Annotated in this window: 20 protein-coding genes and 1 tRNA gene; 3 read left to right on the top strand and 18 right to left on the bottom strand. The window is 55.8% G+C overall.

Translation table 11 applies throughout. The features are described from left to right. Nucleotides 1-6: 6 nt before the first annotated feature. The 6 genes from CLV58_RS13430 to CLV58_RS13455 form a co-directional block, all read right to left on the bottom strand. Nucleotides 7-372 carry a response regulator gene (locus CLV58_RS13430; RefSeq protein WP_106138341.1) on the bottom strand — a complete coding sequence of 122 codons (366 nt, stop codon included), beginning with the start codon at nucleotides 370-372 and terminating at the stop codon, nucleotides 7-9. Nucleotides 373-505: 133 nt separating this feature from the next. Beyond that, nucleotides 506-4111: a response regulator gene (locus CLV58_RS13435; RefSeq protein ID WP_106138342.1), complete on the bottom strand. Its 3606-nt coding sequence runs from the start codon at nucleotides 4109-4111 to the stop codon at nucleotides 506-508. Between the two features lie 70 nt (nucleotides 4112-4181). Beyond that, nucleotides 4182-5759, bottom strand: a complete 1578-nt coding sequence (locus CLV58_RS13440) for a sensor histidine kinase (protein ID WP_106138343.1) — start codon at nucleotides 5757-5759, stop codon at nucleotides 4182-4184. A gap of 233 nt (nucleotides 5760-5992) precedes the next feature. Further along, the gene (locus CLV58_RS13445) at nucleotides 5993-8227 is read right to left on the bottom strand and encodes a xanthine dehydrogenase family protein molybdopterin-binding subunit (RefSeq protein ID WP_106138344.1); all 2235 of its coding nucleotides are present in this window, start codon (nucleotides 8225-8227) and stop codon (nucleotides 5993-5995) included. A gap of 26 nt (nucleotides 8228-8253) precedes the next feature. Beyond that, on the bottom strand, nucleotides 8254-9255 hold the full coding sequence (locus CLV58_RS13450; RefSeq protein WP_106138345.1) for an FAD binding domain-containing protein: 1002 nt from the start codon (nucleotides 9253-9255) through the stop codon (nucleotides 8254-8256). Continuing rightward, nucleotides 9252-9872 carry a (2Fe-2S)-binding protein gene (locus CLV58_RS13455; RefSeq protein ID WP_106138346.1) on the bottom strand — a complete coding sequence of 207 codons (621 nt, stop codon included), beginning with the start codon at nucleotides 9870-9872 and terminating at the stop codon, nucleotides 9252-9254. The genes CLV58_RS13450 and CLV58_RS13455 overlap by 4 nt, the downstream gene beginning before the upstream one ends. 214 nt (nucleotides 9873-10086) lie before the next feature. On the opposite strand from CLV58_RS13455, the gene CLV58_RS13460 reads away from it, so the two are divergent. Continuing rightward, nucleotides 10087-11124, top strand: coding sequence for a spore photoproduct lyase family protein (locus CLV58_RS13460; protein ID WP_106138347.1), 1038 nt, complete (start codon nucleotides 10087-10089; stop codon nucleotides 11122-11124). Here the strand turns inward: CLV58_RS13460 and CLV58_RS13465 are convergent. Together CLV58_RS13465 and CLV58_RS13470 are read right to left on the bottom strand one after the other, a co-directional pair. Then, entirely contained in the window at nucleotides 11121-11537 is a 417-nt protein-coding gene (locus tag CLV58_RS13465) for a DoxX family protein (protein WP_106138348.1), read from the bottom strand. The two genes, CLV58_RS13460 and CLV58_RS13465, sit on opposite strands and share 4 nt — an antisense overlap. Before the next feature lie 79 nt (nucleotides 11538-11616). Beyond that, complete coding sequence (locus CLV58_RS13470) at nucleotides 11617-11811, bottom strand: hypothetical protein (protein WP_106138349.1); 195 nt, start codon at nucleotides 11809-11811, stop codon at nucleotides 11617-11619. Between the two features lie 123 nt (nucleotides 11812-11934). On the opposite strand from CLV58_RS13470, the gene CLV58_RS13475 reads away from it, so the two are divergent. Beyond that, complete coding sequence (locus CLV58_RS13475; RefSeq protein ID WP_211300857.1) at nucleotides 11935-12645, top strand: DUF2461 domain-containing protein; 711 nt, start codon at nucleotides 11935-11937, stop codon at nucleotides 12643-12645. A gap of 55 nt (nucleotides 12646-12700) precedes the next feature. After that, nucleotides 12701-13159: a RidA family protein gene (locus CLV58_RS13480; protein WP_106138351.1), complete on the top strand. Its 459-nt coding sequence runs from the start codon at nucleotides 12701-12703 to the stop codon at nucleotides 13157-13159. A 57-nt stretch (nucleotides 13160-13216) separates the two neighbouring features. Here CLV58_RS13480 and CLV58_RS13485 read toward each other — a convergent pair whose 3' ends face one another. The 10 genes from CLV58_RS13485 to folP form a co-directional block, all read right to left on the bottom strand. Continuing rightward, entirely contained in the window at nucleotides 13217-14704 is a 1488-nt protein-coding gene (locus CLV58_RS13485) for a glutamate synthase subunit beta (protein WP_106138352.1), read from the bottom strand. Nucleotides 14705-14714: 10 nt separating this feature from the next. Next, on the bottom strand, nucleotides 14715-14963 hold the full coding sequence (locus CLV58_RS13490; RefSeq protein WP_106138353.1) for a DUF4926 domain-containing protein: 249 nt from the start codon (nucleotides 14961-14963) through the stop codon (nucleotides 14715-14717). A 3-nt stretch (nucleotides 14964-14966) separates the two neighbouring features. Further along, a complete protein-coding gene (locus CLV58_RS29150) occupies nucleotides 14967-15293 on the bottom strand; it encodes a DUF6883 domain-containing protein (protein WP_353887416.1) in 327 nt (108 codons plus the stop codon). Between the two features lie 3 nt (nucleotides 15294-15296). Further along, a complete protein-coding gene (gene gltB, locus CLV58_RS13500; RefSeq protein ID WP_106138354.1) occupies nucleotides 15297-19898 on the bottom strand; it encodes a glutamate synthase large subunit in 4602 nt (1533 codons plus the stop codon). A 522-nt stretch (nucleotides 19899-20420) separates the two neighbouring features. Further along, nucleotides 20421-21677 carry an arsenic transporter gene (locus CLV58_RS13505; protein WP_106138355.1) on the bottom strand — a complete coding sequence of 419 codons (1257 nt, stop codon included), beginning with the start codon at nucleotides 21675-21677 and terminating at the stop codon, nucleotides 20421-20423. 26 nt (nucleotides 21678-21703) lie between these two features. Next, a complete protein-coding gene (locus CLV58_RS13510; protein ID WP_106138356.1) occupies nucleotides 21704-22825 on the bottom strand; it encodes a metallophosphoesterase family protein in 1122 nt (373 codons plus the stop codon). Nucleotides 22826-22844: 19 nt separating this feature from the next. Continuing rightward, entirely contained in the window at nucleotides 22845-23291 is a 447-nt protein-coding gene (locus CLV58_RS13515) for a DMT family transporter (RefSeq protein WP_106138357.1), read from the bottom strand. Between the two features lie 140 nt (nucleotides 23292-23431). After that, the gene (locus CLV58_RS13520) at nucleotides 23432-24001 is read right to left on the bottom strand and encodes a hypothetical protein (RefSeq protein WP_106138358.1); all 570 of its coding nucleotides are present in this window, start codon (nucleotides 23999-24001) and stop codon (nucleotides 23432-23434) included. A gap of 504 nt (nucleotides 24002-24505) precedes the next feature. Then, nucleotides 24506-24581 (bottom strand) — tRNA-Lys (locus CLV58_RS13525). Between the two features lie 60 nt (nucleotides 24582-24641). Beyond that, entirely contained in the window at nucleotides 24642-25514 is an 873-nt protein-coding gene (folP, locus tag CLV58_RS13530) for a dihydropteroate synthase (protein WP_106138359.1), read from the bottom strand. Nucleotides 25515-25536: the final 22 nt, after the last annotated feature.

The following is a 25536-nucleotide window of genomic DNA, read 5'->3' on the forward strand; positions in this document are numbered from 1 at the left end:
TAGCTGTCAAAGCGTCGACAGTAAGGTAATCAGGCGATCGACATCGATCGGTTTGGCAATGTAGTCGGTCGCGCCGGCACGTAGGCATTTCTCCCGGTCGCCAACCATGGCCTGCGCCGTGACGGCGAAAATAGGGGCATCGGCATAGGCGGGAATGGCGCGCATGCGGGGAATGGCTTCGTAGCCGTCCATGTCGGGCATCATCATGTCGAGCAGAATAGCGTCGATACCGGCGTCGGCCTGCAATAGCGTAAGCGCATCCGGCGCACTCGTACACGACACGCAGTCGAACGAACGACTTTTCAGCAGTGCCGTCAGCGCAAAGATATTGCGGGAGTCGTCGTCGACGAGTAGCAGGCGTTTCTTAACCATGGGTTTGTTGGAGAAAAGAAGAAAGAGGTGAGATGTGAGAAGAAAGAAGCGAGATGTGAGAAGAAAGACGAAAGAAGAAAGACAGGTTCTCATCTCTTTTTTCTTTCTTCTTACCTCTTTCGTCTAAAGACGCCTACCGCTCGTACAACCATACGCGCAGCAGCGAAATAAGCTGATCGATGTCGACCGGTTTGGTGATGTAATCGGACGCACCCGCCTGAATGCACTTGTCGCGGTCGCCGGTCATGGCTTTGGCCGTCACGGCGATGACGGGTAGCTTACGCCACTGCGGATTGTCCCGAATGCGGGTAGCCGTTTCATACCCGTCCATCTGCGGCATCATCATATCCAGCAACACGATGTCGATAGCCGGATTTTCGGTCAGCTTTTGCAGGGCTTCCTTGCCGTCGAGCGCCGGAATGATCGTCATGTTGTACTGCTCCAGTGCTTTGGTGAGCGAGAAAATATTCCGCACGTCGTCGTCGGCAACCAGTACGGTTTTGCCAGACAGTATCTGACTTAATTCGCCCAGTCGCCGGTTGGTCGATGCGTTATTGGCTGGCTGCTTCTGCTCCTCGACCAGGTGGAGAAACAGCGACACCTCATCGAGCATTCGTTGATAGGAGTGGGCCGTCTTGACGATGATCGAATCGGCATACTGGCGAATCCGCATTTCTTCCGTCATCGACAGGCTTTTGCCGGTGAAAATGATGATGGGCAGCTTCTCCAGATTCGGGTCTTTGCGGGCTTCATCGAGCAGGCTATATGCGTTGTGGTCGGGAATGCCCATGTCCAGAATGACGCAGTCGATCTCCTCACGTTTCAGCGCGTTCAAGCCCGCCGATATATCGCTTTTCAGCTCCGAATGGATGTCGAATGTCGATAGATAGTAAGCCAGCGCCTTGGCGTGTTTAGGGTTGTCCTCAATGATCAGCACTTTCCGGCTGTCGCGACTCAGGACATATTCGATCTTACTGAAGACCTCGCTAAGCTGTTCGAAAGCGACGGGTTTGTCGACAAAATCGATCGCGCCTTTCAGCAGGCTTTCCTTCTTCACCTGCATCGACGACATGATATGGACCGGGATAGGGCGCGTCTGCGGATTCGCTTTCAACGCGTCCATCACGTCCCAGCCGCTCATAACGGGCAGTTGAACGTCGAGCAGAATGCCAGTTGGCTGAAACTCCGTGGCCAGCCGGATACCTTCGTCACCCCGAACCGCCACGATGCCTTTGTACCCTTTCTGCCGGGTGTAGTCGAGCAGCGACCGGGCGAAATACGGGTCGTCTTCCACGATCAGCATGACTTTGTCGCCGGTCCCGACGCTGTGCCGGTCGTCAGGAATATCGTCGGGAATGACCGTGCTGATTAGCGGATCGGCACGCCGGGGGGCGACCGGGGGCGTAGCTGCCGGTGGATCGGCTACAGGTTGCGTTACCGGTTGAACGACGGATCTGGTAACCGGTATCGATGACCGATTGGCAGTGGCGGGTATGCAGAGCGTAAACGTGCTGCCCTGCCCGACCTGACTGCTAAGGGTAATGTCGCCCCCCAGAAGCCGGGCCAGTTCGCGACTGATCGAAAGACCAAGTCCCGTGCCACCGTATTTACGTTTGGTCGACCCGTCGGCTTGCTGGAAGGCTTCGAAGACGAGGGCCTGCTTCTCGGGCGCGATACCGATACCAGTGTCTTTCACGCTGAAACAAAGCCCCCCGACCGGGTCTGTCGCCCGGCTGATGGCCAGCGTAATGTTGCCCTGTTGCGTAAATTTGAGCGCGTTGGAAATCAGGTTTTTCAGGATCTGCCCCAGCCGGACGCGGTCGGTTTCGAACGTCAGCGGAACGTCGGGCGCGACGTCGACGATGAAGGCCAGGCCTTTCTCCCGGGCCAGCAGACCGAACAGGCTTTGCAACTCGGCGGTAATGTCCTGCACCGATACCGTCAGGTATTCGAGCGTCATCTGACCAGCTTCGATCTTCGACAGATCCAGAATTTCGTCGATCAGCCCCAACAGTCCATTCCCCGATGCCTGGATGACGCGGGCGTATTCGACCTGATCGGTGTTGAGCGTTTCTTCCGCGTTTTCGGCCAGCAGTCGACTCAGTAGCAGGATCGAATTGAGCGGGGTGCGTAGTTCGTGCGACATATTGGCCAGAAACTCCGACTTGTAGCGCGTACTCAGCTCCAGTTCGTCGGCTTTCTTCCGAATCTCGTCGTTCCGTTCCTCCAGCAGCATGCCCCGTTCTTCCAGCTCAGTGTTGGCCTGCTGTAATTCTTCCTGCTGCACGCGCAATTCTTCCTCCGACGCCTGTAGTTTCTGCGTCTGCATTTCCAGTTCGGCGTTCAGGTTTTCCAGTTCGCCCTGCTGCGCCTGTAGCTCGGTGGCCTGCGCCTGCGACTCTTCCAGTAGCTGCTGTAACCGGTTGAACGACAGGGCCGCATTCAGCCCAATGGCCACCGACTCCCGGCTGGATTCCAGTAGTTCCAGAACCCGATCGTCGGGCTTTCTGAAAAAAGCCAGTTCGATAACACCCACGCTGGTTTCGCCCACCAGCAGTGGAACGACCAGCAGTGCCCCCGGTATGGTTTCGCCCAGCGACGAGCTGATGCGGAGGAAGTCGGGGGGGAGGTTGTCGACGAGCAGCGTTTTCTGCTGCTGCATGGCTTGCCCGACCAGGCCATCGCCCAAAGCGAGTGCGGGCGGGGCCTGCTTTGTAGCATATTGGGCCAGCAACTCATGGCTACCACCCGGCTGGGTCAGGTAGATCGTTGCCAGCGGAGCCTGCACGTATTCGGCCAGTGTTGTGAGCAGGCGATTCGCCAGGGTGGGCAGGTTGCGTTGCCCCCGGAGCGCGTCGCCGATTACCGCCCGACCTGTGCGAAGCCAGTTCATCTGGTTGAGGTCGGTGAACGTATGCTCCAGCGAATCGGTCATGTCGTTCATCGCCCGGGCAATACGGCCCAGATTGTCGTCGGTCGTGTCGGGGTTGCGTTTCGTGTAGTCGCCGGCTGAAATCAGGCGGGTGATGCCTTCCATAACACCGATGCGGTGGGTCGTCTGCGCGTATTCGGCTTCGTCGTGCTGTTGTTTCAGGATGCGGGCGTCGATGTCTCGTTTGATACGTACGTAGGCAAACGCCGTAATGAGTATCGACAGTATACCGGTTATCAGGAGTAGGAAAGGTGTGTAGCCGATGTAGACCTGCTGCTGCGAAATCTGCTCGTTTAGCAACGCATTCTCCTGCCGCTTGATCCGGTCGAGTACGATCCGGGCCCGGTCCATGACCTGCTTGCCCCGCTGCATTTCCTGCTCAAGCGTTTCCAGCGACATACTCCCCCCGCGCTGGAACAGCCGGATGATGCGCTGCATCTGCTGAAACTTGGCTTCGTACAACTGCTTCAGCTCGATCATATTCTGCCGTTGATTGGGGTTGTCGACGGTCAGCTGACTGATTTGATCGTAGAAGTAGTCGGTTTTCTCGTAAGCGCCGTTGTACGGTTGCAGGAAAACCGGATTGCGCGTGACCAGGTAGCCACGGTGGCCCGTTTCGGCATCTTTCATAGCCGCCAGGATATTGTCGGCCTGGGTCAGTACGAGGTTGGTGTGATTGATGCGCTGCGAGTTCTCGATCAGTTGCTGAATGCTATAATACGAGGCTACCAGACTGATGAGCAGCAGGATGGTAGAGGCAATGAAGATGAGCCGAAGCTGCTTTATGACGGCGGTAGATCGGGACATGAGTAAATGAGTGATTGAATGATTGAGTGAATGAGTGAAACCTATCCGGTCAGATCACTCAATCACTCAATCATTCAATCACTCGTTGGGTGATTGGTAGTACGAATGTGAAACAACTGCCTTCATTGGCCTTACTGCGAACCGAAAACAAACCGTGATGGGCGCTTACGTTCTTGTGGGCAATGGCCAGGCCAATGCCGGTGCCTTCGTAGCTGTCGCGGTTGTTGAGTCGCTGGAAAATGACGAAAATACGATTCGAGAACTTTTCGTCGAAACCAATGCCGTTGTCGCTGACCGTGAACCGGTAGAAATCGCCGGTTGGGTCGAGTGGTGCATCGGTGGCGCATTCGCTGATTCGCTCGGCACGGATGGCGATACGGGGCGGAACGCCGGGTCGGACAAACTTCAGCGCATTGGACAGCAGGTTCTGGAACACCTGCCTGATACGGGTTGGCATGGCCTCGATCACCGGCATTGGCTCAATCGTGACGATGGCTTCTTTCTGCCGGATAATCACTTCATAATCAATCCGAAGGGTTGTCAGTAAGTCGTTCAGGTCTGTCTGCTGGAACGTTTCGGGGGCCGATAGCTGCGAGTAGGCCAGCAGGTCGTTAATCATCGTCGATAGTCGGGCCGACGACTGAATGGATCGGTCGAGGTACGCCGTCGCTTCGGGATTGTCGGCGAGGTATTTCTGTTTGACCAGATCGCTCATCAGCTGAATTTTGCGGAGCGGCTCTTTCAGATCGTGCGAAACGACCCAGGTAAACTGCTGCATTTCCTGGTTGCTGCGTTCCAGCGCGCTGTTCTTGCGCTGTAGCTCACTCGTGCGCAGGGCCACTTCTTTTTCAAGCGATTCGGCGGTCTGCTTTTGGTCCTGAATGTTGGTAAACGTACCAATCCAGCGAATCAGCTGGCCCTGTTGCCGAACGGGCATAACGTGCAGCAGGTGACAGACGTAGGTGTCGGCTTCCCGATCGTGGAGTAGCACCTCCCGACTGTAGCCCGTGTCGGGGGCCTGTAGGGCCTCGCGCCAGATCACGGCCATATCGTCGTCGGGGTGCGTATCGGGAAGAGCTACCGGGCTGCGGGCGAAGCGAAACCAGTGCTGATTGACGTATTCCAGCCGTCCGTCGGGGCCCGCCGTAAACGCCAGCTGCGGCAAGGTGGCCAGTACAGTCTGCAACTCCTGCATGCGCATGGTCAGCGCCTGTTCGGCCTGTTTTCGCACTTCGATTTCCTGCTGTAGCGATGCCTGCGTTGCCCGTAATGCCTGCTGCTGCTCGTAGAGTTTATGCAGCATCTTGACTTTCAGTACCAGAATATCGGGGTCAACGGGCTTTGTCAGGTAGTCGACGCCCCCCGAGGTGTAGCCCTGGGTGATAAATTTCTTGTCGGTGTTGACCGCCGACAGGAACATGATCGAGGTGTGTTTGGCCCGACCAAACCCGGCAATGGCATTGGCTACCTCGAAGCCGTCCATATCGGGCATCTGTACATCGAGGATGATGACAGAATAGTCCGTTTTTAGTACTTTTTTCAGCGCTTCTTCACCCGAATAGGCCGTGTCGACGGTGAAGTGATGCAGATCAAGGATCTTCTTCAGCGGAAGAATATTTTCCGATCTATCATCGACAAGTAGAATCATTCAGCAGTCAAATTAACAATAGGGAGTAGGCACAAAAACGGCCTTTCGGTGTCGGTATAACAAGCCAACGGCCCGAAAAACCAGAAATTATGTGAAGATACGCGGTTTGGCCGGGTACCGCTAAAAACACGCCCGAACGGTCTCGGTACTACCTGGTTGATGCCGGTCCAAACAAAAAAGCCGACCACTATGCACAGGCATACCAGTCGGCTTGTGGAGACAACAGCCTGTCGTCAGGCGGTAAACGATAGAATCTTGTCGGGGGTAATGGGCAGTTCCCGGATACGTTTGCCCGTGGCGTGGTAAATGGCATTGGCGATAGCCGCTACCGAACCCGTAATGCCGATTTCGCCGATTCCTTTGACCCCCGCCGGGTTGACGATCTCGTCTTTCTCATCGATGAAAAACGCGTCGATGTCGGGAATGTCGGCGTTCACCGGCACGTGGTATTCAGCCAGGTTGGCGTTCATGATTCGGTTGGTGCGCGGGTCGTGAATGGCATGTTCCAGCAACGCCATGCTTACGCCCCAGACGATGCCGCCGACGAGTTGGCTGTGGGCCGTTTTCGCATTGACGATTCGGCCGGCTGCGTACGCCCCCGTTAGTTTCGACACCCGAATTTCCCCCAGCGCTTCATCGATACGCACTTCGGCAAACTGCGCGCCGTGGGCATACATCGAATACTTTTCCTTTTCCTCACCCGATTTCGAACTGGTCGACGCTTCCAGCGCGTTACCGCCGTTGCGCTTGAGCAGTGCCGTCAACGCTTCTCCTTTTTTGGGATCACTTTTCAGGAAAAGCCGGCCTTTTTCAACGGCCATGTCGCTTTCTTTCTGCCCGTTCAGTGGCGATTTGAGATCATTGAGGGCGAGTTGTTTGGCTTTGAGAATGACAGCTTCCGCTGCCTGCACGACCGCCGAGCCCGCACTGGCGGTCGTACGCGAACCGCCCGACACGGGGGTTTTGGGCTGACGGGTGTCGCCCGCTCGTAGCGTTACCCGGTCTGGCGAAATGCCGAACGCATCGGCCGCCAGTTGCGTCATGGCCGTGTACGAACCGGTACCGATGTCCTGCGTACCAATGCTAAGCAGCACCGTCCCGTCGGCGTTGAGTTTGATTTTGGCCGATGCTTCGTCGCGGATGGTTGGGTAGATGGCCGATGCCATGCCCATACCGATCAGGATGTTGCCGTCGCGCATGGAACGGGGAGCGGCCAACCGTTTCGACCAGCCAAAACGGTCGGCCGCCTGCTGGTAGCATTCCCGCAGCGATTTGCTGGAAAACGGCAGCTCTTTCTGCTGATCGGTTTCCGCGTAGTTTTTCAACCGCAGCGCAATTGGGTCCATGTTGAGCTGGTACGCCAGTTCGTCGATGGCCGATTCGAGGGCAAACATACCCGGTGCTTCCCCCGGCGCGCGCATCGGCGACGGCGAACCGATATTGGCCCGGATCGACCGGTGGGTCACTTCCTGGTTCGGGCACTTGTACAGCACCCGGGTCAGGATACCGGCAGGCTCGGAAAAATCGTCGAATACTGATGTCTGATTCAGTGACCGGTGAGCCATACCCAGGAAGTCGCCACTGCGCGACGCCCCGATGTCAAGCTGCTGGCTGGTTGCTGACCGGGAGCCGACCATACCAAACATATCGCTGCGCCGAAGTTCGAGCTTCACGGGGCGTTTGACATATTGAGCGGCCATCGCGGCCAGGACGCCATCGGCCCAGACGGGGCCTTTGCTGCCAAACCCGCCACCGACGAACTGAGCAATGACCCGTACGTTTTCGGGGGGCAGAGCAAAGTACTCGGCGATGCGTTCCCGCGACGGGAAGATACCCTGCGTCGCCTGGTAAATTGTCAGTTGTTTCCCCTCCCATATCGCTACCGATGTGTGGGGTTCGAGCGCGTTGTGGACCTGCGTCGGCGTGTGATACGTCTGCTTAAACGAAACTTCGGCCGCTGCCATCGCTTTGTTTAGGTCGCCCCGTTGCGTATCGACCGGATCGTCGGGGCGGGGTAGCTTCTGCGGTCGGAATGGTTCGGCTTTGCTGGTCGGCAGGCCCGGTGCGGGTGTTTTCGCCTGGTAGGTAACCCGTACGTGGTTGGCCGCATCGACCGCGTGCTCGAACGAATCGGCGATGGCCATGGCAATGGGCTGATTGCTGTAATCGACCCGGTCGTCGTGCAGCAAATGCAACACTCGTCCGAGAGCCGTCGCGCCGGGTTTGTTGGCGTCGTAGCCCGGTAGCCTGGGCGTGTTTTTGTGCGTCATGATGGCCAGCACACCGGGTAGCTTCTCGGCGTCGGCGGTGTCGATGTCTCGGATGGTACCGTTGGCGATGGTGCTCATCACCAGCACGGCATAGGCCATTTCCGGCTGTTTTATATCCCCGGCGTAATGCGCCCCACCGGTTACTTTTTGCTTCCCGTCGATACGATCGACGGGGTCGCCAATGAGTTTTGGTTCCATGAGTAGCTTGTTGGATGGATTACCGGCTAGGCGGCTACCGTTTGCAGGGCCCGGACGATCGCTGACTGAGCCAGCTCTATTTTAAACGCATTGTGTTCGAAGCCTTTCGCCCCGGCCACCAACTGGCGAGCGGCTTCGCGGAACGAGGCTTCTGTCGCGGGTTTGCCGATCAACTGCTGTTCGACGCTGGTCAGCCGCCAGGGCTTGTGGGCCACGCCACCCAGGGCCAGTCGTACGTCCTGAATTCGGCCGCTCTCGACAACCAGCCGGGCTGCCACCGATACCAGCGCAAACGCATACGACGCCCGGTCGCGTACTTTCAGGTAGTGAGACTTACCTGCCCGTTGGGGAGTCGTGAGATCAATCGACGTAATCAGTTCGTTGGGGGCCAGTGTCGTATCCTGCTGCGGTTTTTTGCCTGCCAACCGGTGAAAATCCCGGATTGGAATCGCGCGCTGACCGGCTGGTCCACTTACGTTCACCACCGCGTCGAGGGCAGCCAGCGCCACGTTCATGTCGCTGGGATTGGTCGCAATACACGACTGATTCAGATCGCCCGATTCAAGCCCCAGAATGGCATGAATACGATTGTAACCCTCCAGTGCCCCGCATCCGGCCTGCGCGGTTGGCCCCTGTCGTTTGTTGCAGGGCTGGCTGATGTCGTAGAAGTAGTTACAACGGGTACGCTGCATCAGGTTGCCGCCCAGCGTTGCCATGTTCCGCAACTGGGGCGATGCACCCGCCAGCAGTGCTTCCGCCAGTAGGGGAAACTGACTGGTGACGAGCGGATGTTCCGCCATGTCGCTGTTGCGGGCCAGCGCACCAATGCGTATGCCCGTGGCTGTCTTCTCGATTTTAGCCAGTTCCAGCCGACTAATGTCAATTAGCGTGTCGGGCTGCTCAATGCCGTATTTCATCAGGTCGACCAGGTTGGTACCGCCCGCGACGAATTTCGTGTCCCGGCCCGCGCCGATCTGCTGCACAGCCTGTGCGGGTTGACTGGCTTCGGTATACTGAAAGTTTTTCATCCCGGCGTACCTCCTTTCTTCACCGATTGAATAGCGGCTACAATGCCTGGATAAGCTCCGCACCGACAGATGTTGCCACTCATCCACTCGCGAATCTCGTCGGCCGAGCCGGTATGTCCTTCCCTGAGCAGCGCAGCACCCGCCATCAGCTGACCGGGGGTGCAGAAGCCGCACTGGAAGCCATCGTGCTCGATGAACGCAGCCTGTAGCGGATGCAACGCCGATTCCGTGCCCAGCCCTTCGATGGTCGTGATGTCGCGGCCCTGTTGCATAACCGCCAGCGTCAGGCACGAGTACGCCCGTCGCCCGTCGATATGTACCGTACAGGCACCGCACTGACCGTGGTCGCAACCTTTCTTGGAGCCGGTCAGATTGAGTCGATTCCGCATCAGATCGAGGAGTGTCTCACGTGGTTCGGCCGTCAGTTTGTACGTCTTTCGGTTGACGCGCAGGGTAATCGGTCGGGCAGTTGAGCTTGCGGCTGGTACGGTCCCCGGAAGCGCCGACGATGGGGTAGCGAGTGGGGGTAACAGCAGGGTGCCGGCCAAGGCCGTGGATTGCTTTAAAAACCACCGTCGTCCGGCACCGTCAACCATATAGTTGTCGTTGTCAGTCATAAGTAACGTCGAGTATTAAGTTGTTCTACTAAACTAATCGGGTAAAAAAGTGATTTAAAATCCCGTTTAGTGGCACAATCAGTCGGGGCATTAGTATCCTGATTAGTCGGTAAAAAATGATTCTTAACTATCTGTAATACAGGATTTTGTATATAAATAATGGCGAACGATTACAGGTGATAAGACGTTCTATAAACAGACCATCGCTGCTTCTATGCCCGACTTCAATCCCAGTCTGATTCTGTACACGGCCGATGCCATTAACCAGCATGGTGCCAACGTACTGACGCGTTTTCCCGAAGCCGAAACGATGGTCGTCCGGCAGCACAACCGTCTACCGGAACTGGGGATGAACCATTTCAAGATCAAGTCGGACGTGCTGGTGCTGGGAACGCTCAAATCGAAGGAGATTCGCTGGAGCGGGCGCAGCTCGGACTATATCGCGCCGAGTCTGGCCAACGGTTGTTTCGGGGGCTGTGCTTATTGTTACGTCGATCGGCACAAGAAAGTCAACCCGATTACGCTCTTCACCAATACCGACGAGATACTAACTGCCGTCGATCAGCATGTGATGAGCCAACCGTGGCCCAAGCCCGCGAACCAGACCGATCCGCAGTTTTACACCTACGACATCGGCTGTAACTCCGACATTTCGGTCGATTATGACCTAAGCGATGGGATTCAGCAGGCCTTTGCGTTCTACCGCGATCATCCGCGTGCCAAAGCGACGTTCGCCACCAAGTTTGTCAATCCGGCTATGCTATCGTTTGATCCGCAGCGTAAAGTACGAATTCGATTCAGCCTGATGCCCGCCGAGATCAGCAAGCTGGTCGACGTGCGGACCGATAGTATCGAGAAGCGTATCGCGGCTATCAATGATTTCTACGAAGCGGGCTACGAAGTACACGTCAACTTTTCGCCGGTAATCGTCTACGGGGGTAAGCAATGGCGAACCGACTACCGACGACTGTTTCAGCAACTCGATGTGGCCCTGCATCCTGCCGTAAAGGCGCAACTTAAGTGCGAGATCATCTTTCTAACGCACAATCAACAACAGCATCAGGCGAATCTGGCGATTAATCCGAAAGCGGAAGAATTACTGTGGGTACCCGAATTGCAGGAAAACAAAGTCAGTCAGTTTGGCGGTTGGAACATCCGGTACCAGCACCAGCTGAAAAGCAAGATGATCGCCGTATTTGAACGATTGCTGGCGGAAGAAATCCCCTGGTGTCAGGTACGGTACAGTTTCTAAAAACGACGCTTACCCAGCCGGGCGTCCAGACTGTATTCACCCGGCCCCAGGATAAGCAGCACCAGAAGCATCGTAATGAACAAGCCGTTTTTCTCCCCATCGCCGAAAAGCGCACCCTGATGGGCCACGAACAAGGCTGTCAGCATCGTGATGATTAGCGGAACGGTGGCGAATCGCGTGAATAAACCGACCAGCAACAGGAGAGAACAGCCCAGTTCGGCCGACATGGCCAGTACCAGCGACAGTTTTGGGCTAAGTCCCAGGAAACTGACGAACTCGTTCTGCATCTTGTCGAATCCGTTGAGCTTCTGCAAACCGTGGGGAATCATGAGCACGGCAGTGCCGATACGCAACAGTAGTAAGGCCCCGTCGACCATGGCAGTGGTATAGCGGGTGGAGATGAGGGAGTTCATGGCAGGAGCGGATTGGAAAGCGGTAATAAAAACAAAAACGACTACCTCCAACGGAGGTAGTCGTTTTTGTCAATCGAATTTAGTTGCTGTGGCCACCTTTAGAGCCGCCCGTCGAGCCACCGGCACTGCTGCCGCCTTTCGACTTCTTGCTACTCTTGTGCGAGGTCGAGCTGCCGCCCGTTCCCGTGCTACCATGTCCGGTGCCGTTGTCGCCACCACCGACCTTCTGGTCTTTGTATTCTTCCTCTACTTTTTCGAGTGTTTTGTCTGCCATGACGTTGAGTGATTATTGACTGGTTGTTAGTCCACTCATAACCGGCGAGTCGTGGCTGGTGTTTAAAAAAGCTGTTGACGGATAGTGTCGACCGAGCCGTTCGGAAGTGTTATCTTTGAGTGTATGCCAACTAAGAAAGAACCTAATGCAACATTGACGACTGACACGCTCCGTTTCATGAGCGACCTCGTCGAAAACAACAACCGGGAATGGTTTCAGGTGAATCGCAGTCGGTACGATGCGGCCAAAACCGAACTGATCCGCCTGGTCGATCAGGTGCTGCTGCGGATGAGTGCTTTTGAACCACTGGCGAACACGAGTTCGAAGGATTGTATCTTCCGCATCAACCGCGACATCCGGTTTTCGAAAGACAAGAAACCGTATAAATCAAACCTGGCGTTTGCCATTGGCCCCGGTGGGCGGCATTCCGGCCGGATCGACTACTACGTACACATTCAGCCTGGCAATCAATCATTTCTGGGGGCGGGTATGTGGCAGCCTACGCCCGCCAACCTCGCCAAATTCCGGCAGGAGGTCGATTACAATGCGCAGGAATTGAAAGACATCATCGAAGCTGATGCGTTCAAGGCGTATTTCCCCGAAGCTGCGGGCGAGGTGATGAAAACAACGCCGAAAGGCTATCCCGCCGATCACCCTGAAATCGAACTGCTACGTCGGAAGGAATTGTTTTTCATGCATCGCTACACGGACAAAGAAGTCCTCAAGGCCAACTTCGTCGACGAACTGGTGCGGGGCTGTCAGATTGTGAAGCCCTACTGCGATTTTCTGAATTATCTGTTCTACGACGAAAAAGAAGAATCCGTCGAACTTTAACGCTGGCCCGATTTTTTCGGGCTATCTGACAACGAACGTTATCCGGTAATCGATTATGAACCGACGTCTTTATTTACTGGCTTTGCTGCTGGCGGGTGGCCTGGCGCATGCGCAGACGACTACAACCCCGCCCTACAAGCCGGGCTATACCTACAAAGTAGAAACGGCTGTCCCCGGTCAGACGGTCTACATCAGTGGGCAGCGCCCGTTCAACGCCAATGGGCAACTGGTTGGTCCGGGGAATCTGGCGCGGCAGACAACGCAGGTGTTTGAGAACCTCAAAGTTGCCCTCGCTGAATTCGGTATGACGCTCGCCAACGTAAAGCAGATCACCTACCACGTGAAAGGCGAAACGGGGCAGATCGACCCGGCAACAACGCAACTGCTCGACGCGGCAACAAACGATTACGTTGCGCAGGCTAGTAACGATACGCCGATTCAGTCGCAAAAGTCGATTCCCAAGATTGTAAATGATGACATACTGATTGAGATCGAAGTGATCGCTGCGAAATAACGAAAGCGGGTATCCTCCGTGGAGAATGCCCGCTTTCGTTTATACGAATTCAGCCGTCTAGGCTACTTCAATCATCGAGACCGCTTTCGCTTCCAGGATGGTTTCACCCATCAGGTAGCAGTCGGCGGCACGGGCGGCCTCACGACCTTCCGAGATTGCCCAGACCACCAGCGACTGGCCCCGGCGCATGTCGCCGGCAACAAATACTTTCGGGTTATTGGTCTGGTACTTCGTCGCTTTGACATTGCCGCGCTCGTCGTATTCCAGCCCCAGATCGTCCAGCAGGCCTTCATGCTGCGGGTTCAGGAAGCCGGCAGCCAGCAGGGCCAGTTCGCAGGGAACGTCGCGCTCGGTACCCGGCATTTCAACCATCTGCATCCGACCGTTTTCGTTCTTCCATGTCAGATCGACCAGCCGCAGTGCTTTCAGATTGCCGTTTTCGTCGCCGATAAACGCTTTCGTGTTGATCGACCATTGCCGCTCGCAACCTTCCTCGTGTGAGGTCGAGGTGCGCAGCATCATCGGCCAGTTGGGCCAGGGTGTGTTAGCGGCCCGATCCTTGGGTGGCATCGGCATCAGCTCGATTTGCGTGATGCTGTTCGCGCCGTGCCGGTTCGACGTACCAACGCAGTCAGATCCGGTGTCACCGCCACCAATGACGACGACGTTTTTACCCGTAGCCAGCAACTCCCCATCGCCGTAGGCTACCCCCCGGTGATCGACTTCGACGGCCAGGCCTGCATTCCGTTTGTTTTGCTGACTCAGGAATTCCATGGCCGGGTAAATGCCTTTCAGCTCACGACCGGGGATGGGCAGATCGCGCGGAACGGTCGAGCCACCCGTCAGCATGACCAGATCGAACTGATCGAGCAGGTCGGCCGCTTTTACGTCGACGCCTACATTGACACTCGTTTTGAATTGAACGCCTTCGGCTTCCATAACGGCAATCCGCCGGTCGATCGTCCATTTTTCCAGCTTGAAATCGGGGATACCGTAGCGCAACAGGCCACCAATCTGATCGGCCCGTTCGAATACCGTTACGGTATGTCCGGCTTTGTTCAGCTGGGCGGCTGCTGCCAGACCCGCCGGTCCTGATCCGACAATGGCAATCTGCTTGCCCGTGCGGGTTTTCGGTGGCTTCGGTACGACGTAGCCCTTCTCAAACGCTACTTCGGCGATCGATTTTTCGATGAACTCGATGGCTACCGGCGGCTTGTTGATACCCAGTACGCAGGAGGCTTCGCAGGGTGCCGGGCAGATACGACCCGTAAATTCCGGGAAGTTGTTGGTGCTCGCCAGAATCTCGTATGCGTACGCCCAGTTTTGCTCGTATACCGCATCGTTGAACTCCGGGATAATGTTTCCCAGTGGACAGCCGCTATGGCAGAACGGTGTACCGCAGTCCATGCAGCGGGCGGCCTGCCGTTGGGAGTCCTGCTCCGAGAACGGCATTTCGATTTCTTTATAATCGTGAATCCGCTGTTGCGGGTCGCGCTTCTTCGGCAGTTCGCGCGTAAATTCTAAAAATCCGGTAGGTTTTCCCATTGTATGCTGATTACGCTGCTTCCAGCGTTCGTCTGCTTAGTACATCATGTTCGGTCAATAACTCAATGTCGTGCTCGTACACAACAAATACGGCAATCGTATTTCCCAGCGCGTTGAACGCTTCTACACAATACCCGTTCGGAACGCCTGCCTTCGGTGACTGTAAAAATTCAACTGTCGTTACTACATCACCAGCTTTGAGCCCCTTCTCGGGGAAATCGCTTAGTAACGCAACTTGCTGATACAGGGGAATTGTCATGATTCATCGAGGAGGATATAACGTGATGAATTTAGTCAAACCGGTGCTAATTTCCCGCATCCAGATTGTTTTTACCCGTAGCTGTCGTTCGTTCGGGCCTGTCAATGTGCTTACGATACTAAACGAGTCACCATATTCGGTTACGTCCTCGAGCGTTGCCGGTTCTGTCTCAGCTAATAGTAGCAAATCCCGCGCTAAAACTGGCCAGTTATCAAGTGTATAACCAGCCAGTTTTAGGTACGTAGACTTGTCATTAGTAGGGAGCGGAGTTAATAGATAGCGAGTCAGTTTTTCTTCCGCAATGTGAATTGGTGGCTTCAGTCTCACCACCCCTTACCCCTGCGTCACGTCAACGGTGATGTCCTGATAGACCACGTTTTTGTCGCGAATCTGCTCCGCCAGCGAAATACCCCGGCCGGCCAGTGCCTTGCGGAAGTCGCTTGGCATCACCTTCACGAACTGGCCGATCTGGGCGTCCCAGTTTTCCAGCAGGTTCAGCGCCACGTTGCTCGTCGTGTATTGGAAATGCTTCTCGACATATTCGCGCAGGATACCCTGATCTTCGTCCGTCAGTGATTCCAGGCTAACCATCTCTGCGTTTACCTTCGACGCGAACGAACCGTCCTGATCGTAAACGTACGCCACCCCGCCCGACATACCGGCGGCAAAGTTGCGCCCCGTCTGTCCCAGGATGATGGCCAATCCACCGGTCATGTATTCCAGCCCGTGATCGCCGATGCCCTCCACTACGACTTTCGCGCCGGAGTTCCGTACGCAGAACCGTTCACCGGCCATACCCCGGATAAAGGCTTCGCCCGCCGTTGCTCCGTAGAACGAGACGTTACCGACAATGCTGTTCGCTTCCGGCTTGAACGTAGCCGCCCGGTCGGGGTACACGATCAGTTGCGCACCGCAAAGTCCCTTGCCGAAGTAGTCGTTGGCGTCGCCTTCGAGTTCGAGTTTGAGACCACTCGTAGCAAAGGCACCGAAGCTTTGTCCGGCCGTACCGCGCAGTTTGACGTGGATCGAGCCAGCTGGCAGACCCGGTCCGCCGTAGACTTTCGAAATTTCGTTCGACAGCATCGTACCGATACTCCGATCGATGTTGCGTACGGGGAACTCCGCGTAGATCGACTCACCCGAACCCAGCGAGTTGCCCGTCAGGGCAGGCTGCGCGACTTCGATCAGGCTGCGGTCGAGCACCTCGTCGAGGTAGTGATTCTGCTCTTCCTGCTTGTAAAGGGCTACGTCCAGGTTAGTTGGCTCCTTGTACAGCAGCGCGTCGAGTTTGAGGTTTTTATATTTCCAGTGCGGTAGGTTCTGACGCATCTCCAGCATCTGCGACTGCCCGACCATCTCGTTGATCGTACGGAAGCCCAGCTCGGCCATGATTTCGCGCAGTTCCATTGCCAAGAACGTGAACATGTTGACCACATGCTCCGGCTTACCGGTGAACAGCGCACGCAGCTCCTTGTTCTGCGTCGCTACACCAACCGGGCAGGTGTTCAGGTGACACTTCCGCATCATGATACAACCCGTAGCGACCAGTGCCGCCGTCGCAACACCGAATTCTTCGGCACCCAGCAGCGCGGCAATCGCCAGGTCGCGACCCGTCCGCATCTGCCCGTCGGTTTGCACCGTCACGCGGCCACGGAGTTTGTTACGAACCAGGGTCTGATGCGCTTCGGCCAGCCCCAGTTCCCACGGCAGACCCGCGTGACGAATCGAGGAAAGGGGAGACGCGCCCGTACCGCCGTCGTGACCCGACACCAGAATATGGTCGGCATGGGCTTTGGCAACACCGGCAGCAATCGTACCAACACCCGCTTCCGATACCAGCTTCACGCTGATGCGGGCATCCCGGTTGGCGTTTTTAAGGTCGGAAATCAGCTGCGCCAGATCCTCAATCGAATAGATGTCGTGGTGAGGAGGGGGCGAAATCAGCCCTACACCGGGCGTCGAGTGCCGGGTCCGGCCGATCCAGTCGTCGACTTTAAAGCCGGGTAGCTGACCGCCTTCGCCGGGCTTGGCACCCTGCGCCATCTTGATTTGTAGTTCGCGGGCGTTGGTCAGGTAGTAGCTCGTCACGCCAAAACGGCCCGAGGCTACCTGCTTGATGGCCGAGTTCAGACTGTCGCCGTTAGGCCGCTCCTTATAACGCAGTTCGTCTTCGCCACCTTCACCAGAGTTACTTTTACCACCAATGCGGTTCATGGCAATAGCCAGCGTCGTGTGGGCTTCCCACGAAATCGACCCGAACGACATAGCACCCGTCGCAAACCGTTTGAAGATGGCTTCGATGGGTTCGACTTCATCGAGCGGCACGGGCGTGCCTTTCTTGAACTTAAGCAGCCCCCGCAGCGTGATTGCTTTGGCGGTCTGATCGTCGATCAGCTTCGAGTATTTCTTGAAGATGCTGTAGTCGTTCTTTTGCGTCGACTGTTGCAGCAGGTGGATGGTGTCGGGGTTGAAAATGTGCTTTTCGCCCCGCTGCTTCCACTGATAGATACCACCCACTTCCAGGCGCGGTGCCGTAACTGGCTTGTCGGGGAAGGCAATGCAGTGGCGCACTAGAATTTCGCGGGCGATTTCGTCCAGACCCATACCACCGATACGCGATACGGTGCCGGTGAAATAACGGCTTACGACGTCGGCGTTGAGTCCCAGACACTCGAAGATCATCGCACCCTGGTACGATTGCAGGGTCGATATACCCATCTTCGAGAAGATCTTCAGCAGTTCGCCATTGACCGCCTTGACGTAGTTTTTGTACAGCTTGTCGAGGTCGTAATCGACCTGGAGCAGGCTTTTTTCTTTCATGCTGGCGATGGTCTCGAACGCCATGTATGGGTTAACGCCCGACGCGCCGTAGCCGATTAGCGTAGCGACATGGTGCGTTTCCCAGACGTCGCCCGCTTCGACAACGATACCCACCTTACCGCGCAGCCCCTGCCGGATCAGGTAGTGGTGAATCGCTGCGGTAGACAGCAGTGACGGAATCGGCGCGTGGCTCGAATCGATAGCCCGATCCGACAGGACCAAAATCGAGTACCCGTCCTGAATCGCGTCTTCGGCGTACCGGCAGATCCGGTCGAGTGCGCGTTCCAGCGACTTACCGTTGCCGTCGGCCGTGAACAGACAGTTGATTGTTTTGGCCTGGAACTTCGGCTTGTCGATGAATCGCAGCTTATCGAACTCCTGCGTCGTCAGCACCGGCTGTTCCAGCTCAACCTGCCGGCAGTGTTCGGGCGACTCGCTCAACAGGTTGTAGGTAGCCCCTACGAACGAGATGAGCGACATGATGGACCGTTCCCGAATCGAATCGATTGGGGGATTGGTCACCTGCGCAAAGAGCTGCTTGAAGTAGTGGCTCATGTGCTGACTCTGCTCCGACAGAATCGCGAGCGGTACGTCGGTGCCCATCGAGCCGAGCGCTTCTTTCCCCGTCTCGACCATCGGTGCCAGAATCATCCGCAGATCTTCCGACGTGAAGCCGAACGCCTGCTGCATCCGCAGCAGTTTCGCCGGATCGTAGTGGTTGTACGACCGAATCGGTGCTTCGAGGTCCTGAATTTTTATCTTGTTCTCTACCAGCCAGTCGCCGTAGGGCTGCCGGCTGCTGATCTGTTGCTTGATCTCTTCGTCGGCGACGATGCGGCCCTGCTCCATATCGACCAGGAACATCTTACCCGGTTGCAGACGGCCTTTCGACACCACTTTCGCCGGGTCGATGTCCAGTACGCCCACTTCCGACGCCATGATGACGATGTCTTCGTTGGTTACCCAGAAGCGCGACGGACGCAGGCCGTTCCGGTCGAGCGTCGCACCAACGATACGGCCGTCGGTGAACGAAATCGAGGCCGGACCGTCCCAGGGCTCAATCAGGGCCGCATGGAATTCGTAGAATGCTTTGCGTGTCGGGTCCATGTGCTCGTTGCCGTCCCAGGCTTCGGGCACCAGCATCATCATAACGTGCGGCAACGACCGACCGCTCATCACGAGTAGCTCGATGGCATTGTCGAGGTTGGCCGAGTCCGACTGCTTCGGATCGCAGATCGGCAGCAGCATGTCCATCTCGTCTTTCGTGAACTTGCTCGACTCCAGCAGCCCTTCGGCGGCTTTCATCCAGTTCACGTTGCCGCGTACCGTATTGATCTCGCCATTGTGGGCGATATAGCGGAACGGCTGCGCCAGCTTCCACGATGGAAAGGTGTTGGTCGAGAAACGCGAGTGAACCACGCCCAGCGCCGACACGACGTCTTCGTTTTGCAGGTCGGGGAAATAAGGCTCCAACTGCAAGGTTGTCAGCTGACCTTTGTAGGTAATGGTGCGGCACGACAGCGACGAAAAATAGAAGTGATCGACGCCCTTCACGCTTTCGTTGATGATGCGTGTACTGACGTTCCGCAGAATGTACAGTTTCCGCTCAAAATCGTCGGGGTCGGTGATGCTGGCTGGCCGTTTGATGAACACCTGTTCCATCTGCGGTTCAGCCGAGCGAGACCCGGTACCCAGATCGCTGTTGTTGACCGGCACAACCCGGTAGCATAGCAACTCCAGCCCCAGCTTTTTCATTTTCCGGTTCAGGATGGCGCGGCACTCTTCGCGCAGCCACACATCCTTTGGAAAATACACCATCCCGACGCCGTATTCCAGCGCAGGAGGCAGGTGGACGCCCAACTTGCGGGTTTCGTCTACGAAAAACTCGTGGGGGATTTGAATGAGCAGCCCGGCTCCATCGCCGGAATTGGCTTCTGCACCAACCGCCCCCCGGTGTTCCATCCGCCGAAGCATTTGGAGGGCATCCGAGACAATCTGGTGTGATTTCCGCCCTTTGATGTGGGCGACGAAGCCGATACCGCAGTTATCGTGCTCAAATTCCGGGCGATATAGGCCCGCAGGTACCTGCGCGTGTTGGTCAACCTGGTCAGACATGGCCGTACAGTGTTGGGTTGAGCCGTCATTATTTGCTGTTCGATTATCAGAATGGCAAATAATGATCGAATTTTTTAAGAAATACTAAATTACGGTCGGTTCGAGGAAACAATGTATCTGGCGATCAGAACCGAACTATCGAGTGTTTGCGACAAAGTCTTGCAATATACTACATAGAAAAATTTGGTAAAAATAGTCTTTACCGGAATTTCTTAGCAGAAGGGGACTATTATGACTTTGATTATAGATGTTCTTGGTAAATGCCAATTTATATTAATTTGTCTGCCTGACTACCCTAGAAAAAATACTTACTTACAGAAAGAGCAGGCGAGGTAGCCACTCAGTCAGGCTTTGTCGGTCGAGCATAATAGCTTTAGCATAGTTTCCCCAGGTGTGGATATTAACAAGCTTACTATCGGCAAGCGTCGATGCGACAATAAGCGCGGTTAACGAAGCATCGTAATCGTTACGGTACTTCGTTAGCCGCGCTCCGGTGAATAGCCCTTCTCCGCGCCCAGCGAATCAGTGCAACTGATACTGAACCCATACCGTAGCCAGACTGGCCAGCAGGGCAATCAGCATAACCGGTATGCCCAGTTTCAGGAAGGCTCCGGCACTGACGCGGATGCCTTCCCGGCGCAGGGCTACCAGCCACAGGATTGTCGCCAGCGAACCGGTGACCGATAGGTTGGGCCCTAGATCAATACCAATCAGCAGAAAGCTTTTGATCATATCCGGTACTGAGCCCGCCTGAATAACCGATCCTACGATCAGTCCAGCTGGCAGGTTGTTCATCAGGTTGCAGGCCAGTGCCAGACCGGTACCGCTGATCCAGGCTGTTTGCGAGATGGAGTGAGCCGTCCCTTCTTTCAATAACGTTGTCAGGTAGCCGACCAGTCCCGTTTTGTCGAGTCCTTCCACCAGTACGAACAGACCGGCAACCAGCGGCAAAACTGACCACGATACCTGTTTGACGACAACCCACGGGTTGGTGCGGGTCTTTATCAACACAGCGACGGAGGTAAGTATCCCGGCAACGGCCGTGGGCAGGCCTAGCTCGGCATCCAGTGCCGACGCCCCCAACAGTACCAGTGCCGTCAGGATGATGCCGATCAGGGCCATCCGCCCGCCCGCCGATAAAGTCGGTACTGGAATAGACGTAGCCACGGAACCTTGCAGGTCGGCGCGCTGGGTGAACCGCAAAACAGCGTAGGTAACGGCGATCGACACCAGAGAAGGGAGACCATACTGGGCCAGCCATTGCAACAGCGACGGCATGTGGGTACCGTAAATGACCAGATTCGCCGGGTTGGAGATGGGCAACACAAACGACGCAGCGTTGGCGATGAACGCGCAGATAAAGAGATAGGGCAGCGGCCGGTCGACATTGGCGGTCTTGACAGCGGCTGCGACGGCTGGGGTCAACACAACGGCCGTCGCATCGTTCGACAGAAAAGCGGTAACGACCACGCCGACCAGATAAACAAGCCCGAACAGCCGACCAGCCGACCCATCGGCCCGGTTGGTCGCCAGCACGGCCAGCCAATCGAACAGGCCCTGATCGCGGGCTGTCTCGGCCAGCAACATCATACCCGTCAGGAACAGGTACACGTCGAGTCCCTTCCGGACGCCGTTCAGTGCGTCGACGGGCGTAATCAGCCCCAGCAGGAGCAACAAAACAGCGCCTGCCACCGCCCAGACAAATTCGGGAATATTGAACGGGCGGATGATGATGCCGGCGATGGCGATAAAGGCGATAATCCAGATACTACTAACCATGTAAACAAGTAAGAAAATAAATAGCGTTACGAGGGGCCACCGTTGCGGTTTGGGCCGAGCTGTGTACCCGGAATGCCGTTCTGCGGCCAGGCACCAACCGAATCCGCATCGCTGCCCGCCTTGTGCCGGTGTGTTCCTGCCGTGAAAGGCGCAGCCAGGTCGATGGTATGTCGGCCCGGTCGGCCCCGGTCATCGACGGCTTCGACGGTAAGCGACAGAAAATCATCGCTGGGAATGCGCAGTTCGACCGCCCAGAACGTACCATCGGCCGACGCGACCATTGGAACCGGACTGTTCTGATTCAACTGACAGGTAACGCGGCTGACTGGTTGCCTTCCGAATACGACGGCGCGGATCTGCGTCAGGCCAACCGGTCGGCTCTGGTCATCCTCGCGTACTAGTCGATAGTCGGCTGGCGTGGTGATGAGCACGAACGGAAAGGCTTCCTGCAACGCCTTAAACCGCCAGCTTACCGTACCCTGATCGATACTGACCAAGGAATACCCAACAGGCCCTTCTTCAATCTGTCCGGTCGACCGTGTGGCGGCAAAGATAGTGTGCCCGTCATTGGCCAGCTCGTTATAGTGCGTGTGCCCCATGTCGACCAACACCACCGAATGGTCCGCAATAAGTTGATTGAGCCGTTGGGTTTCCTGCGCGTCGGTGCAATCGACGGGATAGGTGTGTATGAACAGCGCTACCGTTTCTCGCTGCTCCGCCGACTGAGCCAGCTCATTGGCCAGCCAGTCCAGTTGTTCGTCGCCAAGCCTGAAGTCAGGGCCTCCGGTACCCGTACCACACATGTCGAGAAACAGGCACCGCACCCCCTTCACCGTTACCGCCATCGGTAATGGTTGAGTCGCTGGCATTGAATAGAACGCAGCCAAACTCCCCGATGCCATATCGTGATCGCCAGTGATGACATAAACGGGCTTCGTGACCAGCCTGAGTGCCGTCGATACCAGTGCGTACTGGTCCGGACGGCCATCGTCAGCATTGTCGCCGGGCAGTACCAGAAAGTCAACCTGACTGCATTCGCTGTCAAGTTGAATCAGAATAGACAGAAAGTCGAGGTAATTCTGACTGGCAGCGTTGGTAATGTGCAGGTCGCCGATGTGCGCGAAGAGCAGCGGGGGGGAGGTAGTCATGTACGCTGGGCTGACTTGGTCAATATTTAGATACCAGGTAGATACCAACAACCAACAGCACGGCCCCGGCAATCCGGCCCAGACTGAGCGGGTGCTGTTCCATGCCAAACCAGCCGTACTTATCGATCAGAATCGACATTAGAATGTTGGCGGTAATCGTCAGACCGGCTAATGTACCCGCACCGACCTTATTGACGAACATTAGCCCAACGACAACGGCCCCGGCCCCGACGAGTCCGCCGAGGGGTGCCCACCAGGGCATACTCGCCAGGCTTTCGCCCGAGGGCATCGGCTTGGGTATGCACAGAAAGACACAAATGAGGAAAGCCAGCACGGGCAAAAATGAAATCGCGCTGGCCAGCCAGGGATTGTTGATCGATTTTAGTAGCGCACCGTTCATGGGCGGCCCCCAGGCTTGCAGGGCACCAGCGGCAATGATGAGTGGGTAAAGCCAGGCTTGGTTCATAACGAAGTAATGTTAAGTGTGCAATAAATCCGTGAAAAAGCGATCTGATTAGTTGGCTCCCGACATGGGTAATCGACAGTCAGCATCTGGTGATACCGACTGTCGATTATGATTAATTTATAGAATCCGACGGATGCGACTTAGTCATTGGCAGGAAATGACTCACCGTTTATGCTGATGCTTTTGAGGTGATACACCGTCAAACCGTGCTCCTGAACGAAGCCCGAGTCGGTGCGTGGTTCGGCTTCAATGACCAGTGTCGAATCGGGGCGAATAGTATCGCTGATCTGTTTATTCTTTGGCAGATGGATGTATTTGTCGGCCACGCGAATGGCGATCGGCTTTTCTTTTTTGTCGAGAACCAGCGTAAACTGATCGGGTGTAATCGTTTCAGTCGTGTCGTTCTTCGCTGGCTTTTCGGGTTTCTTGTCACCGATAAACATCGATTCGCCGTGTTGTTCTTTCCGGACGGCTTTCAGTACAGCCTTTGGTTTCTTGTCTGGCTTGGCTTCTTCAGCATAATCGACGTAAACTGTCTCGCCGGCGGCAACCTGCGCCATGACCGACTTGGCGGTATGCGGTGGAAAGTGAAGCGTTAAAGGCCCGTTGTCGGTGGTAATGACAAGGCCATCAACGTCACCGTGTTTGTTGCTTTTGAATGCCTTGAGTACACCATTCGCTTGTGTCAGTGTTTTTTCTGTCGTGTTCATAACGTTTACTCAGTTTTGTTGCAGTTCAGTACATATACTGAGTAAGACTTGAATGGTTTCCGGCTTAAATGGGCCGGGTGGCGTTACGCGTCAGCTTTTTAATGACGACTGTTTCTATTGAAAATCAGGTAGTTGATTGCTAATTTGGGCGGTGCGATTGCACAAAGTCTTTGCTTTTCGATAGCTGGTTAGTCGGAAAGATTAACGGCTATTTAATGGTTTTTACTCAGATGATTCTTGCTTAAGAATCCCCATAAGTCTGTTTAGGTCGACTGGATTTGATTGCGTCGTCGATACCCCCAATGCATATGATAGACGGGGCGGTATCTCCCAATGACTGAAGGTCTCTCAGAACTACGCTGGAAGTGGTGGGCTACAGGCCTTAACGATGCCAGGTATGGACGCTTGCTGACGCGGGGGGAAGCAGAAGGAGAGGAAGGCCCTGGGGCTTGTCGATACAATGAAAAAGCCCCTACAGTGACTGTAGAGGCTTTTTGCTACTGGTGGTGATCCGGCTGGGATTCGAACCCAGGACCCATACATTAAAAGTGTATTGCTCTACCAGCTGAGCTACCAGATCGTTTTTCCCGATTTGGGACTGCAAAAGTAGGGGTTGGAATTATTGAACGCAAGTAATCACCTAAAAAAATTTTAATTCTTTCGTCAATTTAATGGCTTCAACGGCTTCCCGTACGTCATGAACGCGCAAAATCGATGCGCCCTTTTGTAGGGCGACCGTATTCAGTACCGTTGTACCGTTCAGGGCTTCGTCGGCGGTTATGCCCAGTGTTTTCCAGATCGTTGTCTTACGGGACAAGCCAACGAGCAGTGGCTCGTCAAACAAACCAAATGCATCGAGATGGCTGAGTAGATCAAAGTTTTGCGCGGGTGTTTTTGCAAACCCAAAACCAGGGTCTAATACAATGTCGACTGCACCTAAACTGCGTAATCTGGCAAGCTGAACCGCCATTTCGTCGATGACTTCGGTCGTCACGTTCGTGTAAGTTGCCAGCGACTGCATGGTCTGCGGAGTGCCGCGCGTGTGCATCAGCACGTAGGGTACCTTTAGTTCGGCGACGGTAGCGAACATCGCCGGGTCGAGCGTACCGCCCCCAACGTCATTGATTAGCTGCGCACCAGCATTTACCGCCTGCCGGGCGACCGACGCCCGAAAAGTATCGACCGAGAGTAAGGCGTCGGGATAATCACGAAGGATGGCGTCAATGGCCGGTAATACGCGGTCTGCTTCTTCGTCGGGGCTGATGTCGGCGGCACCGGGGCGGGTCGAGTAGCCGCCAATGTCGAGGAAGGTCGCCCCGTCGGCAAGCATCTGCCCGGCGCGTTCCAGTAACCGGTCAAGGGTCTCACCGGTATCCAGCACCCGGCTACCCGCGAAGAAGGAATCCGGCGTGACGTTGAGGATGCCCATAACCACCGGCGTATCGAGTCTGACCAGTCGTCCACGGCAGTTCAGGCAATGCCGCGCTGCTGTTTTTTTCGTACCTTTCGGCATTCATTTCAGGTTTTCGGTTTTC

The organism is Spirosoma oryzae (assembly GCF_003002825.1).
GTDB classification, from domain to species: domain Bacteria; phylum Bacteroidota; class Bacteroidia; order Cytophagales; family Spirosomataceae; genus Spirosoma; species Spirosoma oryzae.

Bases quoted from the DNA above. Each gene is read 5' to 3' on its own strand.
- CLV58_RS13430 (WP_106138341.1), bottom strand. From the start codon at position 372: ATGGTTAAGAAACGCCTGCTACTCGTCGACGACGACTCCCGCAATATC.
- CLV58_RS13435 (WP_106138342.1), bottom strand. From the start codon at position 4,111: ATGTCCCGATCTACCGCCGTCATAAAGCAGCTTCGGCTCATCTTCATT.
- CLV58_RS13440 (WP_106138343.1), bottom strand. From the start codon at position 5,759: ATGATTCTACTTGTCGATGATAGATCGGAAAATATTCTTCCGCTGAAG.
- CLV58_RS13445 (WP_106138344.1), bottom strand. From the start codon at position 8,227: ATGGAACCAAAACTCATTGGCGACCCCGTCGATCGTATCGACGGGAAG.
- CLV58_RS13450 (WP_106138345.1), bottom strand. From the start codon at position 9,255: ATGAAAAACTTTCAGTATACCGAAGCCAGTCAACCCGCACAGGCTGTG.
- CLV58_RS13455 (WP_106138346.1), bottom strand. From the start codon at position 9,872: ATGACTGACAACGACAACTATATGGTTGACGGTGCCGGACGACGGTGG.
- CLV58_RS13460 (WP_106138347.1), top strand. From the start codon at position 10,087: ATGCCCGACTTCAATCCCAGTCTGATTCTGTACACGGCCGATGCCATT.
- CLV58_RS13465 (WP_106138348.1), bottom strand. From the start codon at position 11,537: ATGAACTCCCTCATCTCCACCCGCTATACCACTGCCATGGTCGACGGG.
- CLV58_RS13470 (WP_106138349.1), bottom strand. From the start codon at position 11,811: ATGGCAGACAAAACACTCGAAAAAGTAGAGGAAGAATACAAAGACCAG.
- CLV58_RS13475 (WP_211300857.1), top strand. From the start codon at position 11,935: ATGCCAACTAAGAAAGAACCTAATGCAACATTGACGACTGACACGCTC.
- CLV58_RS13480 (WP_106138351.1), top strand. From the start codon at position 12,701: ATGAACCGACGTCTTTATTTACTGGCTTTGCTGCTGGCGGGTGGCCTG.
- CLV58_RS13485 (WP_106138352.1), bottom strand. From the start codon at position 14,704: ATGGGAAAACCTACCGGATTTTTAGAATTTACGCGCGAACTGCCGAAG.
- CLV58_RS13490 (WP_106138353.1), bottom strand. From the start codon at position 14,963: ATGACAATTCCCCTGTATCAGCAAGTTGCGTTACTAAGCGATTTCCCC.
- gltB (WP_106138354.1), bottom strand. From the start codon at position 19,898: ATGTCTGACCAGGTTGACCAACACGCGCAGGTACCTGCGGGCCTATAT.
- CLV58_RS13505 (WP_106138355.1), bottom strand. From the start codon at position 21,677: ATGGTTAGTAGTATCTGGATTATCGCCTTTATCGCCATCGCCGGCATC.
- CLV58_RS13510 (WP_106138356.1), bottom strand. From the start codon at position 22,825: ATGACTACCTCCCCCCCGCTGCTCTTCGCGCACATCGGCGACCTGCAC.
- CLV58_RS13515 (WP_106138357.1), bottom strand. From the start codon at position 23,291: ATGAACCAAGCCTGGCTTTACCCACTCATCATTGCCGCTGGTGCCCTG.
- CLV58_RS13520 (WP_106138358.1), bottom strand. From the start codon at position 24,001: ATGAACACGACAGAAAAAACACTGACACAAGCGAATGGTGTACTCAAG.
- folP (WP_106138359.1), bottom strand. From the start codon at position 25,514: ATGCCGAAAGGTACGAAAAAAACAGCAGCGCGGCATTGCCTGAACTGC.